The sequence below is a fragment of the Algoriphagus sp. UBA3586 genome (assembly GCF_002376385.1).
GTDB lineage: Bacteria > Bacteroidota > Bacteroidia > Cytophagales > Cyclobacteriaceae > Algoriphagus > Algoriphagus ornithinivorans.
This window is the reverse complement of sequence record NZ_DFMT01000046.1, coordinates 65,227-81,669: the sequence shown is the minus strand read 5'-3', so window position 1 is coordinate 81,669 and position 16,443 is coordinate 65,227. Positions and strand designations below refer to the sequence as shown.

Genomic DNA, 16,443 nt, shown 5'->3' with positions numbered 1-16,443 from the left:
GCTTTAATTAAATGTGATGATGATAGCTCTCCTCAAGCATTGGGTGATTTTTAGGAAGAAGATTTCCTTTGGCCAAGCCTCCTAACACAACCAACGCCACCGCTGAACCATATACGAGAAGCATTCCTACTTCCATGAAACCAATTCCTCCATTATGACCTAGCGTACCCGGCTGAACCATCAGGAAGAAATCTACCCAGTGACCAACCAATAATAGCGTACAAACTAACTTAAGGAAAACTCCATGACGTTTTGCATCTCTTGTCATTAAAACTAAGAATGGAAGGACAAAGTTCATCCCGATGTTTACGAAAATGAACGGTCCATACACGTCACTTGACAGTCTCTCAACAAAGTAAACTGTTTCTTCAGGTATGTTGGCATAATAGATCAAAAGGAACTGCGAAAACCACAAATAAGTCCAGAAAATGGAGAAGCCAAATACAAACTTTCCAAGATCATGGATATGGTTTTCATTGACCATTTCCAGATATCCTTTTCCTTTCAAGAAAATAGTCAAAAGTGTGATTGCAGAAAGTCCTGCAACAAACCAGGAAGCAAACACATACCAGCCGAAAAGAGTAGAGAACCAGTGAGTGTCAATTGACATTACCCAGTCCCATGCAGAAACAGAAGAAGAAACTGCAAAGAAAACCAAGAAATAAGCAGACCAGCTTCTCATTTTAAACCAATGAGTATTTCCACCTAATTGATCTTCCGCTGCAGCTATTTTCTTAAACTTGTTGAAGAAGAATACCCAAAATCCAAAGAAGATAATCATTCTGGCAATGTAGAAAATCGGGAAAGTTCCTTTTTCCATTGGCCAGAAAAAGAATGCTCCTTTTCCGTCAATAATTGAATCATATTCCGGAGAATTAGGATCGAACAACTCTGCATGCCACCAATGGAACAAATTATGTCCCATAAGGAAAAAACTAGCAATCATAATCAAAGCAGCATATGGCAACCAGTTACCAAAAGATAACATTACCCTAGTGATAGGAGCTGACCAACCTGCTTGAGCTGCATATTGAATAGCAAAGAAGAAAACACCAACGATGGCAATACCTGTGAAATACACATTATTGATCCACACGTTTGCGAACAACCTTTCATACCAGTGAAATGCATGGCCTGTTGCCTCTGCTCCATCTTCAGCATGACCACCACCGGTCATTGCCATCACAATACCGATTACAAGTAAAGCAGCACCAATACCCAAAATAGTCAACAAAGACTTTTTGATGCCCGCGTTGAAATCAAATTTTTGATCCAAATTATAGTTCTGTACGTCGTGAGCCATGATTACTGCTTCTGAATTACTTGTTTAACATAGTGAACGATCTTCCATCGGTTTTCAGTAGTAATCTGAGAACCATGGGCTCCCATTCTACCTTTACCTTTGGTAATTACGTGGAAAATATGGCCTTCTGGAAGATCGATGTAAGCTCCACCTTTTAGGTTAGCTACACCACCGATAATCTCACCAACTTTTCCGTCACCTTCTCCACCTTTACCATGGCAGGAAGAACAATATTGCTGAAATAGAACTTCTCCTTCTTTCAAAATTGGATCAGAAAGCTCGATTGGATTTTCAATTAGAGCTGCTTCTTCCAATTCAAACTGCTTCAGTCTATGAGGCAGAAATCCATTCTTATTTCTTGGAACAGTACCTTCTACTGGCTCTCTCATATTCATGTTATGAGGATTGTAGACGTTACTGTTGAAGAACTCACCCTTTTCATCTTCACGGGTAGATAACCATTTACCCTGCTCTTCATCAGTAATCTGAGTAAGAGGCTCATATGCTACAGAGTGATACATTTGAGGGGCATATTCCAATCCCTGATTGTCTCCTCCAGCTCTACAGCCGAAGAAAGCAAGGGCAGATACTCCCAAAATACTTAGTGTTTTAGCAATCTTCATATTTCCAGAATTACTATTCAAAACTTTTATTATTTACCTCTGTAGCACCGGAGGATTTAAGGATTTCCTTAATTTTCTCCACTTCCATGCTACTGTTATTAGCGATGTCAATTGCCATCACATGCTTATCATCAGTGATTCTGACATCGAAAATCCTAGGCTGCGCCCAAGGCTTCAAGTTTGAGCTTACCATAAATACTCCTACCATACCAAAAGCAGCAAGTAATACTGTCATTTCGAAGGAAACAGGAATAAAATCAGGGAAAGCTGCAAAGTCTTTACCACCAATAATCATAGGCCAATCAAACTTCATCATGTAAAACTGCATGGTCAAGGCCAAGCTAGTTCCCAACATACCAAATAGGAAGGCAGCTATAGGAAGTCTACTTCTTTTGTAGCCTAATACATGCTCTAATCCGTGAACAGGATAAGGAGAGTAAACTTCATGGATTTTTACTCCAGTGGATCTTACTTCTTTAACCGCATGGAGAAGGACATCTTCGTCCTCGTACACTCCAAGAATAAAATGTGTATCTCTTTCCATGATTATTTAGCAGCTTTTTCAGATGATGATTTCAATACTGACTTTACCTCAGCCATGTTGATTACCGGGAAGAACTTCGCAAACAGGAAGAATAAGGTAAAGAACAATCCGAAGGTGAACATATAAACTCCCACATCAGCCCAAGTTGGGTAGAACATAGCCCAAGAGGATGGAAGATAATCCCTGTGTAGGGAAGTAACGATAATTACAAATCGCTCAAACCACATTCCGATGTTTACTACCAAAGAAAGAAGGAAGGTAGCGACAATGGAGGTTCTAATTTTCTTGAACCAGAAAAGTTGAGGAGAAATCACGTTACAAGTCATCATAGACCAGTAAGCCCACCAGTAAGGTCCGGTAGCTCTGTTGATAAATGCATATTGCTCAGCCTCAACTCCAGAATACCAAGCGATAAAGAATTCTGTGATATAAGCAATACCCACGATGGAACCTGTGATGATGATTACAATATTCATCAATTCAATGTGTCCCATGGTGATATAATCTTCCAATTTGAAAACCTTTCTGGTAATAATCATCAAGGTCAATACCATCGCGAAACCGGAGAAAATCGCACCAGCAACGAAGTATGGAGGGAAGATGGTAGTATGCCATCCAGGAATTACTGAAGTAGCAAAGTCAAAGGATACGATAGTGTGTACAGAAAGTACCAAAGGAGTAGCCAAACCTGCCAAAATCAAGGATACAGATTCGTATCTCATCCAAGTTTTTGCAGCACCATCCCAACCAAATGAAAGCGCACCATAAATTGTTTTTCTCAATCCAGTAGCTCTGTCACGGATCGTTGCGAAATCAGGAATCAAGCCAATGTACCAGAAAACTAATGATACAGAGAAATAAGTCGAAATCGCAAACACGTCCCAAAGCAATGGAGAGTTGAAGTTTACCCAAAGTGAACCAAAGGTATTTGGCAATGGAAGTGCCCAATAAGCACCTAACCAGGGTCTACCCATGTGAATCACCGGGAACATCGCAGCACAGATAACCGCGAAAATTGTCATCGCTTCAGCAGCTCTGTTGATGGATGTTCTCCACTTCTGTCTGAAAAGTAACAATACGGCTGAAATCAAAGTACCGGCGTGACCGATACCAACCCACCACACGAAGTTGGTGATATCCCAAGCCCAACCGATGGTTTTGTTCAAACCCCACATTCCAATACCCTCCCAAAGGGTGGCAATAAGGGCAATTGATCCTAAAGCCAACACGCCTGCAGCTGTAAGGAAGGCCAAGAACCAAGCTAAAGATGGTTTGCCCTCCACCTGACGTGACACATCATGTGTAACATCATGGTAGGTTTTGCCTCCGGTAACTAACGGCTGACGTACGGATGAAGTAACCTGCATAGTTTATAAAATTATGATTACGCTTCGTTTTTCTCTTTATTTCTGATTTTGGTGAAGTACCAAACGTTTGGACTTACGTTGATCTCCTCCAATACGTGATAAGCTCTTTCTTCATTCACTTCCTTCAATGCAGAAGTAGTGTTTTCTTCGATTTTCAAGAGCTTAGAAACTCGGCTGTTTGGATCATTCATATCACCAAATACCAAAGCATCAGTAGGACAAGCTGTAGCACAAGCTACATTGATTTCTCCATCCTGAATCTTACGCTTCTCACGCTTAGCTGCCAATTTACCAGCTTGAATACGCTGCACACACATGGAGCATTTTTCCATTACACCACGTACACGAACAGTCACGTCCGGATTCAATACCATCTTACCCAAATCATCGTTTTGAGCAACATTGACTCCAGCGAAGTCTTTGTTATCATGATATTTGAACCAGTTGAATCGACGTACTTTATAAGGACAGTTGTTGGCACAATATCTTGTACCGATACATCTGTTATAAGTCATTTGATTCAATCCTTCAGAGGAGTGAGTGGTCGCAGCTACCGGGCATACAGTCTCACAAGGTGCGTTGTTACACTGCTGACACATCATAGGCTGGAAAGTTACCTCAGGATTTTCTGAAGCTTTCTCCATTCCATCCAAATCATCAGCCGGAGCATCTGAAGAATAATAGCGGTCAATTCTGATCCAAGCCATTTCTCTTCTGTTCAACACTTCTTGCTTTCCTACGACTGCCACGTTGTTTTCAACCTGACAAGCTACAGAACATGCAGAACATCCTATACAGGAATTCATGTCAATAGCAAGACCCCAGTGATGCTGGCTATATTTATGACCACTCCAAAGAGATATCTTAGATGGTTTTACAAATTCACCATCCTTGTATATTTCAGGCTTATATCTACCAGCAGAAGCATCTTTCTTATAATCTGCCAAAGTAGCTTCCTGGATCACGTTTTCACGTCCCATGAAAGTCTGGTGTGTCTGAGTTCTCGCGATCTTATAAGAATCACCAGTTACAGCCACTTCTACACCTGAAGTAATATCGAAATTCACAAAGCCTGCAGAAGCATCCAATAGTTCGTAAGCATTCACACCTACTCCATTGGCAACTCTACCTGCTTTTGTTCTACCATATCCTAAAGCCAATCCGAAGGTACCTTCAGCTTGACCTGGTTGGATCAAGATTGGAAGAATAAGTGATTTACCGTTGACTGTGATAGAAGCTTTCTTAGTGTTTTCTTCCACCATGGTCACTCCGTTTTCGGATGCCCATTTCTGAGAAACAGTCAAATAGTTATCCCAAGTAGCTTTTGTGATTGGATCTGGAGTTTCCTGCAACCAAGGGTTGTTGGCGAAAGTACCATTACCAATAGCAACTTTGGAGTAAACTACCAATTCAGCACCTGCATTATTTGCTTTGTAAGCTTTGGCTACAGCGGCAGCTGCACTTGCAGCATCGCCAACAGGAACTAGAGCAGTACCAGTCTTTTCTACAGCATATACACCATTGAAAAGTGCTCTATCCCAGAATTCCTGGAAAGAACCTGCATTTTCAGCAGTGGCATACATTTCTGACTGCCAGTTTTGCTGTAAGAAATCGTAGTAATTGGTAGTAGAACCAGCCCAAGTCAAGAAAGAATCCTGAGCCTGACGAGTGTCAAACAAAGGAGAAATTGTAGGCTGAGAAAGTGAATAATGACCTAACTTAGGTTGGAAGTCATTCCAAGACTCCAAATAATGATGATCAGGAGCAATGTACTGTACCAAGGAAGCTGTTTCATCCATAGTGCCGTTGGTCGCCAAGCTAACTCTTGCTTTAGCAATACCTTCTGCGATTTCAGTACCTCTTGCATGATCGTAAACCGGGTTACAGTTGTAGAAAATAACTCCACCAACCTGTCCAGCTTTCAATTCATTTACGAATTGGTTCATTCTAGCATCGTCTCCCTTTCTGAAATAAACAGGCGAAGAGAAATCTACTGTTGAACCATTATTTCCAAGCAATTCGTTGATTGCGTTGATTACTATTTGAACATTTGGATCATTAGATCCAGAAACTACTAAAGAAGCACCCCTACTAGCCCAAAGATCATTAGCTGCTTTGTCGAGGTGAGCAACTTCAACTGCAGGAGCAGAGACAGGAGCTACACCAGCTTTCTTTGCAATGGCATTGTATAATGCCAAAACAGCCAACCCACTTTGAGAAGCTTTGATTGGAGTTCTGTAATCCGCATTCGCACCAGTTAGAGTCAAATTAGACTCAAACTGATAATGACGGGACATTTCCGGCTTCTCTTTGCTGATTTTTCTTGTTTTACCATATTGTCCAGCAAATTCGATTGGGGAAATCCATGTACCTAGGAAGTCAGCTCCGAAGGAAACGATGGTTTTAGCCTTATCAAAAGAATAAGAAGGAAGAACTGCAGCACCGTAGAAAGTTTCAGCAGCTTTGGTAATACCATAATTGGAAAGTGGATCATACATGATCACTTCAGCTCCTCCGAATGCATCAGCAAATTGCTGCATCGCTTTCATGGTAGAAGGAGAAAGAATGGTATTGGAAACAATTTTTACCGAACCTGCACTTGCTAGTTTGCTTTTTACTTCAGCATCAAGCGCAGCCCAGTCGGTTTTTTGACCATTGGCATAAGGTCCTGCCAATCGCTCTTTATCATAAAGAGAAAGTACAGAAGCTTCAACAATGGCATTTACCTTACCTTTATTAATAGGAGAAAGCTCGTTTCCATCAATTTTGATAGGACGACCTTCTCTTGTTTTTACTACAACAGAAGCATAATCACCTCCGGAAGCAAAAGTAGATGCGTAATAATTTGGAATGGAAGGGTTAACGTCAACCGGCTTATTCACATAAGGAATAGCTTTTCGAACAGGAGCTTCGCAGGCAGCCAAAGAAGCTGCGGCCAAGCTGAATCCCATCAATTTTAGAAAATCCCTTCTGGAAGCACTGCCATCCTCGCCCAATGCGGAAGGAAGCTCGGGAAATTCCCGGTCGGCATGCTTTACAAACTCTGGATCGTTGTTGAGCTGCTCAAGCCCTTTCCAGTATGTTTTTTTAGTTTCCTTCATTTTATGATCTAGGAATGAATTTGCGAAATGAATGAATTAATAGTGGCACTTAGCACATTCTAAACCTCCGATGTCTTTCACTTTCAAGGCATCTTTGGAATCAGAGTGCAACTGAACCAATTTGTCATAGTACTCATTGCCTGCAGAAGCAATCTCAGTTTGTCTGTGGCAGTCAATACACCATCCCATAGTAAGAGAAGAGTGCTGATAAACCACTTCCATTTCTTCGATTGGACCGTGACAAGTCTGGCATTCAATACCTCCTACCTTCACGTGCTGTGAGTGGTTGAAGTAAGCCAAATCAGGCAAGTTGTGTACACGAACCCATTCAATTGGTTTATTATTATCTACCGCATTGTAGATTTTTTGAATTTCTGGAGAGATTCCCTCTTTGCCTTGCACGTTCTGCACATGGGTATGGCAGTTCATACAAATGTTTGGTGAAGGAATATTAGCAGACTTACCAATCTCTACCCCAGTATGGCAATACTGACAAGCAATCTCTAATTGTCCTGCGTGAAGCGCGTGAGAGTAGGCAATTGGCTGGGTAGGAGCATATCCTTGCTGCACACCCACAGAATAAAGTCCATCAATTGCGGTTTTAGCTACCAAAGCAACCACCAAGGCAGTTACAATGATGATAAAGCCATCACTCTTTAATACTTTACCGAAATTGAATTTTTGAGAAACGAATTCTTTGTCATCCTCATCTAAGTCCTGCTTATCAATGTATTTGGTCAAAACAGAGATGATCAACCCTAATACAATCAGGATCAAAAGAAGAACAATGACCAATACCACTACAATAATGGTCAAATACTCGCTTGGTACTCCTCCACCTGCAGCTACTTCACCTTCAGCACCAACTGCACCTGCAGCTGCCTGAGCGGCTGGATCGACCTTATCGCCATATTCTATATATGACAACAAATTGTCAAGGTCACCATCTGATAAGAATTCATGTTGTGGCATGTTGGTGTTGTTGTACTCAGCGTACAAAGCCACCGCGTATTCATCTCCAGAAGCGATTACTGCGCTTGAATTTTTGATGAATCGTTTTGCCCAGTCGATGGATCTTCTTTCGGTGATTCCTCTTAGAGCCGGACCAATTGCTTTTTGATCAAGCTTGTGACACGTTTTACAGTTCGCATTAAAGAGAGATTTCCCAGCAGCAACGGCTTCATCACTATCTGACACTGCCGGATCAGCAGCAAATGCCTGCGTTCCGATCAGTAAGAAAAACAGCACTGCCAGCGTGTGGAAATTCAGTCGAACCCCTACTAACGAGCGTTTGGATAACATATTATAGCTAATTAAATAGTTTAATCGGTTTTCAATAACCCCTGCAAAGGTAGTATCCGGGCGTTATTTTTCAAACAAGAGTTGATGGACAGCAAAAAATCATCAATCAATCCTAAATATTATATAATAATCTGATTTTCAATTATTTAAAAGAATAAACTATGACCGGAAATTATTTAGAATCTTTATAAATAAATACCTTAAATATCAATTTTAGAGGAGTTCAAAAAACCAAGAAAAACCGTAAATATTTTAATTCTAATAAGAATTGAATTTTTTGAAGAACCTGCTCATTTTCCAAAAAATTATGGAACTGCTTTTGCACTAGAATCATTAATTCCTACATTTGCATTCCGATTTCAAATGGTCGCGTGGCCGAGTGGCTAGGCAGAGGTCTGCAAAACCTTGTACAGCGGTTCGAATCCGCTCGCGACCTCACTCAAGCACCTTCATAGCGAAGGTGCTTTTTTTATTTTTCAAAGCACTGATTTTCAACTCTAAATCTACTGACTTATCCTATCGCAAATTAAAAGTAAGAATAATAGAGACTTGTGCATTCCAAAAATATACGATCTCGAGAAGACAGATATTAGAGGAAGTTTGCCGATTTAAATCTAAAAAAAGGAAGCAAGCTTACCTGGAGTAGGACTGCTTATTATCTATTCATTCCTTTGATTTCAGCGCCTATTTCAACAGGTAAATCACGAATTTTTCAAAAAAAAAACGCCGACTTTGCAGCCGGCGTTTTATGTTATATAAGAGGTCAAGAATTACTTCTTGCCACCTTCCATTTTCTCTTTCAATTCTGCCAAAGCATCCAAATCACCTAGGGTAGACTTTTCAGCTGGAGTCTTGTCAGCAGCATCTTCTTTCTTCTTAGTAGAAGCAGCTTTCTTAGCTGGCTTAGCTTCTTCACGGAACATAGCTGTATGAGACATTACAATACGCTTGTCATCCTTAGAGAATTCAGTCACTTTGAAGTCCAAAGACTCACCAACCTCAACTTGAGATCCGTCTTCTTTCTCCAAGTTTTTAGAAGTAGCAAAGCCTTCCAAACCGTAAGGAAGCTCCAGCACAGCACCTTTGTCGTTTTTAGAAACAACAGTACACTTATGCACAGATCCTACAGGGAATACAGTTTCGAAAGTATCCCATGGGTTCTCTTCCAACTGCTTGTGACCTAGCGCCAATCTTCTGTTTTCTACGTCCAATTCCAATACAGCTACATCTAGCTCATCTCCTACTTTTACGAATTCAGATGGATGCTTGATTTTCTTAGTCCAAGAAAGGTCAGATACGTGAACCAAACCGTCGATTCCTTCTTCCATTTCCAAGAATAGCCCGAAGTTAGTCAAGTTACGAACCACACCTTTGTGCTTAGTACCTACTGCATACTTGGTAGACATATCTTCCTTAGTCCAAGGATCTTCAGTCAATTGCTTAATGCCTAGGGACATTTTTCTTTCGTCTTTGTCCAAAGTCAATACAACTGCTTCGATTTCGTCTCCAACTTTCACGAAATCAGCAGGGTTTCTCAAGTGCTGAGACCAGCTCATTTCAGATACGTGAATCAAACCTTCAACTCCTGGAGCCAATTCCAAGAATGCACCGTAGTCAGCTACGTTTACAATCTTACCTTGTACTTTGGAACCAACTTCCAAGTTGCCTGCCAAAGAATCCCATGGATGAGAAGTCAACTGCTTCATACCCAAAGAAATTCTCTTCTTGTCATCATCAAAGTCAAGCACAACGATCTGTACTTTCTGATCCAACTGCAATACTTCTTCTGGATGATTGATACGTCCCCAAGAAATATCTGTAATGTGAAGTAGACCATCTACACCACCCAAGTCGATGAATACACCGAAGTTGGTCATGTTCTTGATCACACCTTCCAATACCTGACCTTTTTCCAGGTTGTTGAGGATTTCTGCTTTTTGCTTCTCGAGATCTTTCTCGATCAAGACTTTGTGAGAAACGACTACGTTATCGTTAGCGTGGTTGATTTTCACCACTTTCACTTCCATTTTCTTACCTACATAGATATCGAAATCTCTGATAGGCTTCACATCGATCTGAGAACCTGGCAAGAAGGCTTCTACACCGTAGATATCTACGATCAAACCACCTTTGGTTCTTCTCTTCACAAGACCTTCGATCACGCTATCATTTTCAAATGCGCTCTCGATATCCTGCCAAGCACGAACGATTTTTGCTTTTTTACGGGAAAGGATCAACTGACCCAAAGCATTCTCCTGCTCTTCGATGAATACTTCTACTTCGTCACCAGGCTTGATGGACTCCAAGTCACGGAATTCGTTCAATGGAACCAAACCATCGGATTTGAAACCAATGTTGATGATCACGTCCTTGTCGTTCACACCTACTACGGTTCCTTTGATCACTTCTTTCTCAGTGATCTCGTTCAATGTACCTTCGTACATCGCAGCCATTTCCTCACGTTGTGCTTTGGAATAGCCTTCTCCGAATCCTTTGGTTTCGAAGTTTTCCCAGTTAAAATCTTGTTTAGACATAATAAATAATGACCCTAAAAATGCCGACAGTTACCGGGCCGATTAACTGCGGTTTTTGGTTATGAATCAGCGATTTAGCACTTGCCAAACCACCCCGTTCACCCGAACGGACTGCAAAGGTACTGATTTTCTGTAATTTCAAGAAAAGGGAGTCAAAAAATCACTTGAAATGTGCTTCATCTGCTCAAAAAATCTTTGAATTGGATTTTTTTCACAAAATTGGAGCAAGAAAAAAGCCCTGAACGCTTCAGGGCCTGTGCAAGCAAAGAGTTAAAGGATTATTTTCGAACCCAAATTTAAGGATAATTTCTGATGATCAAGTTCTTTCAGACAATTTATACCATTTACGCCGCAATCCTATTTGCTGGACTCATGATGATTTTGGGTTTATTCATAGTGATCCCAGTTATGATTTCAGACAAAGGGGATAGAATTTCTTTCTTTTTTATTCGAAGCTGGGCCGGAATCTGGTCCTTTCTTTCAGGGATCAGCTATCAGGTAGAAGGTTTAGAGCATATTGACCGCAGGCAACCCTATATTTTCATTTTTAATCACCGCTCATTCATAGATGCTCCGGTCATTCCTATGGCAATCCCACAAACTTTGAAAGCTTTGGGAAAAAAAGAGCTTTCCAAAATCCCAATTTTCGGCTGGATAGTAGGGAAGTTTGCGATTTGGGTAGATAGAACCTCCACCGAGTCTAGAAGAAAAAGCGTCAAAAAACTGGTAGAACTTTTATCCAAAGGGAAATCGGTCGTAGTAGCTCCTGAAGGCACCAGAAATGATACCGACCAAACTTTACTGCCTTTTCAAAAAGGGGCATTTCGACTTTCTATTGAAACTGGTATTCCGATTCTTCCCATGGCTGTTATAGGTGCAGATGAGATCATGAAAAGAGGCTCATTGCTTTTGAAGCCAGGAAAAGTCCGAATCTATTTTTCTGAAGCCATATCCCCTCCCCAGCCTTCTGAAACTGCCATTCTGGAATTAAGTCAAAAATGTAGAAATAGATTAGAGGCTATGATTCTGACTCATGAGTGATGGTTGGATTTGCATCATCCTCCACTAATAAATCCCCTGTCAACTCCTCAAATGCGGCATAAATAGCCATGTAAGAAAAAGGACCTGATACCAAAAAGCCTACTCCCAAGCATAAGATCCCAACCATATTGATCAAGACAATCAGGATTAAAAAAGCGAAAAATCGCCACCAAACCTTGGTAATCAATTTCCTGCTTATTTCCATAGAAGTCCAAAACTCAGTACCCGCAAACAAAACAAATGGCATCGCAAAAGTATATGCCACCCCCAAATAAATACCTGGAATAATAAGCGCTATAACTCCCAAGACAGTGATTATCCCAGTGATAATATTAACACCTACTACAGGCAACCAAAATTTAAATCCATCAAAGCAGTCTTTGAATTCTACCTGTTCTCCCCTGCTGATCTTATTCGCCAACAGATAAAACCCAGCGGTCAAAGGTGGGCCTATCAATAAGCTAATAATGGTAGAAAAATCCTCCAAGTAGAAAGCAGGACCAACGGAAACTACCATAATCAATAAAAAATACATGATCAAAATTAGAGGTTGGGCTTTAAATAGCTCCCAACCTCTTTTTAATGCTTGATCAATATCAAAATGTACTGGCGAATTGAGCAGACGCTCTGCTTTTCTTGGATCAATCAATGTAAACTTAATTAGTAAACGCTTCTAAAATATCGTGTTTGGTGATGATGTGAATTTGATCGTTTCCATCTCTTACCAACACTGCCTTCTCTTTTTCAATCATAGAAGATAACACGTCCAACGTACTGTCTCCAGCCACAAAAGTCATAGAAGACTCCATTACATCCTCCACTTTTCCATCTTTCAAGGATGGGTTATCAATTATTTTGGAAAGCAACTTGGTATCTGTCAAACTCCCTACTACTTCCTCTCCATCCAATACAGGGATTTGGGATACACTTGTTTTATTCATCATTCCGATTGCATCTTTGATTGAATCTGATTTTTTCACAGATACCAAAGAATAGCTAGCCGGTCTTTTGGAAATAATATCTCTGGCCGTGGAGTAAGTTTTATCTTCCAAGAAACCGTGATTTCTCATCCAATCATCATTATAAACTTTGCCCAAATAGCGGGTTCCATGATCCGGTAGAATAATCACCATTTGATCTCCTTCTTTCAGGTTTTCCTTAGCCCATTCCAAAGCTCCATGAACCGCAGATCCACAAGACCATCCGACAAAAAGTCCTTCTTCTCTGGCCAATCTTCTGGTCATGACAGCTGCATCTTTATCAGTTACTTTGACAAAGTGATCAATCATATCGAAGTTGACATTCTTTGGCAAAATATCCTCTCCAATTCCCTCAGTCAAATAAGGATATACTTCCTTCTCATCAAAAACGCCTGTTTCCTTATATTTCTTGAATACAGAACCATAAGTATCAATCCCTACGGTTACAATATTCGAATTCTGCTCTTTCAAATATTTAGCTGTACCACACATAGAACCTCCGGTTCCTACCCCAGCCGCATAATGCGTGATTTTTCCGTCTGTATCATTCCAAATCTCAGGACCGGTGGTCTCGTAGTGAGCAGCGGTATTGGATAAGTTATCGTATTGGTTTGGATAAAAAGAGTTGGGAATATCCGCATTCAGCTTCCTCGCTACTGAATAATAAGAGCGTGGGTCCTCTGGAGAAACATTGGTAGGGCATACGATTACCTCAGCCCCTACAGCCTTAAGAATATCGATTTTTTCTTTGGACTGCTTATCAGCCATGGTAAAAATACACTTATAACCTTTCGCAACAGCAGCCAAAGCCAAACCCATTCCTGTATTTCCGGAAGTTCCTTCTATGATTGTACCTCCCGGCTTTAAAATTCCAGCTTTTTCGGCATCCTCCACCATTTTGATTGCCATTCTATCTTTCATGGAGTTGCCCGGGTTGAAATATTCAACCTTAACCAGCACTTCACCTTTGATATCTTTGGCAAGTTTGTTTAATCGGATCATCGGGGTATTACCGATGGTTTCAATGATGGAATTGTAAATCATAGTTCAGTTACATTTGGAGCTACAAAATTAAGGGAATTTTCTTCCCTCTCACGAATCAAACAATCAAAAACCAAATAAAATTCGGTGAGAGTTTCGTTAATTCTCCTAAATCTCTTTGAGCTCCAATCTACTGATCACATCCAATAAAACATGGACTAAAACCCCTGCGATAAATGTTTGCCCTATTGTAAATGCAAAAAGCATCCAGACAAATTGTCGGGTCCAAACGAAAATCAAAACAGAGACAACCAAACTCGGTATAATTCCAAAAAGAAAAATCCCTCCAATCATTAATGGTTTAATGAGCTTTTGATCCCAGCCTTCTTCAAATGCTACTTTGGGAATCATATTGATCGTCAAACCGACTATGTATACCAAAAACACACACAGGGGATAAAACAAAATCAATTTCCAGTCCAAGCCTGCTATCAAAACAGAAGGAATAATCAATACCCAGGAGATCAAGCCTAATTGTACCAAGTCCAATTTTATGACATTCCAGAGTTTGGAGGACCAGGAAGCCGGAATTAAAAAGAAATAAGGTTTCTTCAGATCCCCAACAGAGCCTCTTCCTATTCCAGCAAAAAAATTGATCCCGACTAACATCAACAAATAGCCATTCAATACTTTATGAGAAAACCAATCAAAGTTGGAAAGGATGGCAAAAGCAATCCCAAGGGCAGCTAAAATCACAGACCATAATCCAAACAATGGGTGAAAATCCTGTCTGCTTGCATGTACATAATTTCTCCAGTAAAGTGCTTTTGCCCCAACCCCAAAATCAGGAAGCGCCAACTTCTTTTTGGTATTCAAGCTCATAGATGACTCTGGAGTCTCTTTTTTCCCTCTTACCTTTTCTACCTGTTCTTCATTGGATTTGGTAGCCTCCAAGACATCTTCATAATAATATCCCGCAGTATCCAGCACTAAGCGCAAGATGACATAGTAGGCTAATAGATATAAGCCAAAAAAAGCTAGAGCAGTAATCAAGTTTTGATTAAAAATATAGCTCATCATCGCTCTGGACCAACCTACTATAGGAAATAAATCAAACCAAGGAGAGGCAATCCATGCAAACATGCCCTGCCAAAATTTTTCAGCCATTAATCCTGGAATCAGGATAGCCAACCCTAATAACACTGCCAAAATGATAACTCCTGTTTGGATATATTGCATCACACCATATTTGGTATGAAGCGTATAGACCAAAAAGCGAATCGGAGAGGTTAAGAAGAAAAAGAGGGCAAAACCAAGCACTAAGAAGGCAATATTGATGAAAGAAAACTCAATCTTGTCTGCAAATTGACTAGCCCCATAAATGATAAAAATGATACTACCTCCCAGAGAAGGTATGATAGACCTTCCCATGTAGTAGATCAGGATATTTTCAGGTTTTACTGGTGCAGTAAACAATAAATTGACATCTGCCATTTTGAAAAAACTGACATTCTTTTTGGTTGCTCTAAAAAGCTGGAATATCAGAAATGCTAATGCTAAAAGAGTAATTCCACCTATTACATTCTGAAGTCCAAAGTCAACTTGAGGCAAACCTTCGACATCAATGTTCTCAATTCCTGTTCGTCCCTCCTCGGCACCTCTTCGGACTCTCATCGTGTAAATGAAGAAAAAATAGGCAATCATCCCTCCGTAAGGGAGCAATCGCAAGGGATTCTTTAGAATCAGCCAGATATTATTCTTAAGGATTAAAAGGTCCTTTCTCAGGAGCAATTTGATCTCATTCATCTTTTGTCAATTCTAAAAATATATCCTCCAAACTTCCCTGCTTATCCTGAACGAATTGTTGCTTCAAATTACTCAAAGTGTCATTGCCGATGATATCTCCATTCTTCAAAATCATGATTCTATCCGCAATCGTCTCCACAGAATCGATCAAATGGGTACTGACCAATATTGTTTTCCCAGCCTCTTTGAGCTCTTTAAATATTCTTTTGGTGTTTTTAATTGCTTTCGGATCTAAACCAATCATGGGTTCGTCGAAAAACAACAACTGTGGATCCGGTAAAAGGGCGCAGCATATGGATATCTTTTGGCGCATTCCTTTGGACAAATCCCTTCCCAGCTTATCGGCTTTATCGGTCAAGTCATAGATTTCCATCAACTCTTCTCCCCTGTTTTTCCAATCCTTGATCCCATAAGCCTGAGCAATAAACTGCAAATGCTCTCGCACAGTCAATAAATCATACACATAGGGGGTTTCGGGAATGTAGCTGAAAAACCTCTTTGCCTCTACAGAAAGGTGATCATGTCCTCCAATTAAAATTTCCCCGGAAGTCTTTCTCAACAAGCCCACTATGCATTTCATGGTTGTACTTTTCCCTGCTCCATTAGGCCCTAAAAGACCAACCACCTCGCCACCTTCCAAATGAAAAGAAATATCATTCACTGCGTTTTGTTTCCCGTAACGCTTGATTAAATTCGATACCGTTAGCATAAAAATGATTTTAGCTCCTAAACTACATGCAATACTTTGAAGTTTAGAATATTTGGAACCTTTTTTGATTCCAATAGCTCAACTCAAAATTAACCTACAAGAATTCATGAAATCGAGCACCATGTAAGCGACACAAACTGGGATGTCCAGAG

12 protein-coding genes and 1 tRNA gene are annotated in these 16,443 nt (G+C 40.5%); 2 read left to right on the top strand and 11 right to left on the bottom strand.

All coding sequences use genetic code 11. The features are described from left to right. Window positions 1-7: 7 nt before the first annotated feature. The 6 genes from B2906_RS16770 to B2906_RS16745 are packed head-to-tail and all read right to left on the bottom strand — an operon-like array spanning window position 8 to window position 8,240. On the bottom strand, window positions 8-1,303 hold the full coding sequence (locus B2906_RS16770; RefSeq protein WP_286941891.1) for a quinol:cytochrome C oxidoreductase: 1,296 nt from the start codon (window positions 1,301-1,303) through the stop codon (window positions 8-10). A 2-nt stretch (window positions 1,304-1,305) separates the two neighbouring features. Continuing rightward, window positions 1,306-1,926, bottom strand: a complete 621-nt coding sequence (locus B2906_RS16765) for a c-type cytochrome (RefSeq protein WP_091655046.1) — start codon at window positions 1,924-1,926, stop codon at window positions 1,306-1,308. Between the two features lie 13 nt (window positions 1,927-1,939). Then, window positions 1,940-2,470 carry a DUF3341 domain-containing protein gene (locus tag B2906_RS16760; RefSeq protein WP_091655045.1) on the bottom strand — a complete coding sequence of 177 codons (531 nt, stop codon included), beginning with the start codon at window positions 2,468-2,470 and terminating at the stop codon, window positions 1,940-1,942. A 2-nt stretch (window positions 2,471-2,472) separates the two neighbouring features. Further along, on the bottom strand, window positions 2,473-3,837 hold the full coding sequence (gene nrfD, locus B2906_RS16755; protein WP_144604147.1) for an NrfD/PsrC family molybdoenzyme membrane anchor subunit: 1,365 nt from the start codon (window positions 3,835-3,837) through the stop codon (window positions 2,473-2,475). A 17-nt stretch (window positions 3,838-3,854) separates the two neighbouring features. Continuing rightward, window positions 3,855-6,938, bottom strand: a complete 3,084-nt coding sequence (locus tag B2906_RS16750) for a TAT-variant-translocated molybdopterin oxidoreductase (RefSeq protein WP_286941885.1) — start codon at window positions 6,936-6,938, stop codon at window positions 3,855-3,857. A gap of 36 nt (window positions 6,939-6,974) precedes the next feature. After that, window positions 6,975-8,240, bottom strand: coding sequence for a c-type cytochrome (locus tag B2906_RS16745; RefSeq protein WP_286941882.1), 1,266 nt, complete (start codon window positions 8,238-8,240; stop codon window positions 6,975-6,977). Window positions 8,241-8,605: 365 nt separating this feature from the next. On the opposite strand from B2906_RS16745, the gene B2906_RS16740 reads away from it, so the two are divergent. Beyond that, a tRNA-Cys gene (locus B2906_RS16740) sits at window positions 8,606-8,676 on the top strand. A gap of 334 nt (window positions 8,677-9,010) precedes the next feature. Here B2906_RS16740 and rpsA read toward each other — a convergent pair. Further along, complete coding sequence (gene rpsA / locus B2906_RS16735) at window positions 9,011-10,774, bottom strand: 30S ribosomal protein S1 (protein WP_370627653.1); 1,764 nt, start codon at window positions 10,772-10,774, stop codon at window positions 9,011-9,013. Between the two features lie 312 nt (window positions 10,775-11,086). Between rpsA and B2906_RS16730 the strand changes: the two genes are divergently transcribed. Beyond that, entirely contained in the window at window positions 11,087-11,815 is a 729-nt protein-coding gene (locus B2906_RS16730) for a lysophospholipid acyltransferase family protein (protein ID WP_339816723.1), read from the top strand. Here the strand turns inward: B2906_RS16730 and B2906_RS16725 are convergent. The 4 genes from B2906_RS16725 to B2906_RS16710 all read right to left on the bottom strand — a co-directional run bounded on the left by B2906_RS16725 (window position 11,793) and on the right by B2906_RS16710 (window position 16,291). After that, window positions 11,793-12,464, bottom strand: coding sequence for a hypothetical protein (locus B2906_RS16725; RefSeq protein WP_219958140.1), 672 nt, complete (start codon window positions 12,462-12,464; stop codon window positions 11,793-11,795). The genes B2906_RS16730 and B2906_RS16725 overlap by 23 nt on opposite strands. A gap of 7 nt (window positions 12,465-12,471) precedes the next feature. Next, window positions 12,472-13,839 (bottom strand): pyridoxal-phosphate dependent enzyme, encoded by a 1,368-nt coding sequence (locus tag B2906_RS16720; protein ID WP_144604152.1) that lies wholly within the window; start codon window positions 13,837-13,839, stop codon window positions 12,472-12,474. Window positions 13,840-13,944: 105 nt separating this feature from the next. Continuing rightward, window positions 13,945-15,582 carry a putative ABC exporter domain-containing protein gene (locus tag B2906_RS16715; protein WP_219958139.1) on the bottom strand — a complete coding sequence of 546 codons (1,638 nt, stop codon included), beginning with the start codon at window positions 15,580-15,582 and terminating at the stop codon, window positions 13,945-13,947. Then, on the bottom strand, window positions 15,575-16,291 hold the full coding sequence (locus B2906_RS16710; RefSeq protein WP_219958138.1) for an ABC transporter ATP-binding protein: 717 nt from the start codon (window positions 16,289-16,291) through the stop codon (window positions 15,575-15,577). Before B2906_RS16710 ends, B2906_RS16715 begins: the two co-directional genes overlap by 8 nt. Between the last annotated feature and the right edge of the window lie 152 nt (window positions 16,292-16,443).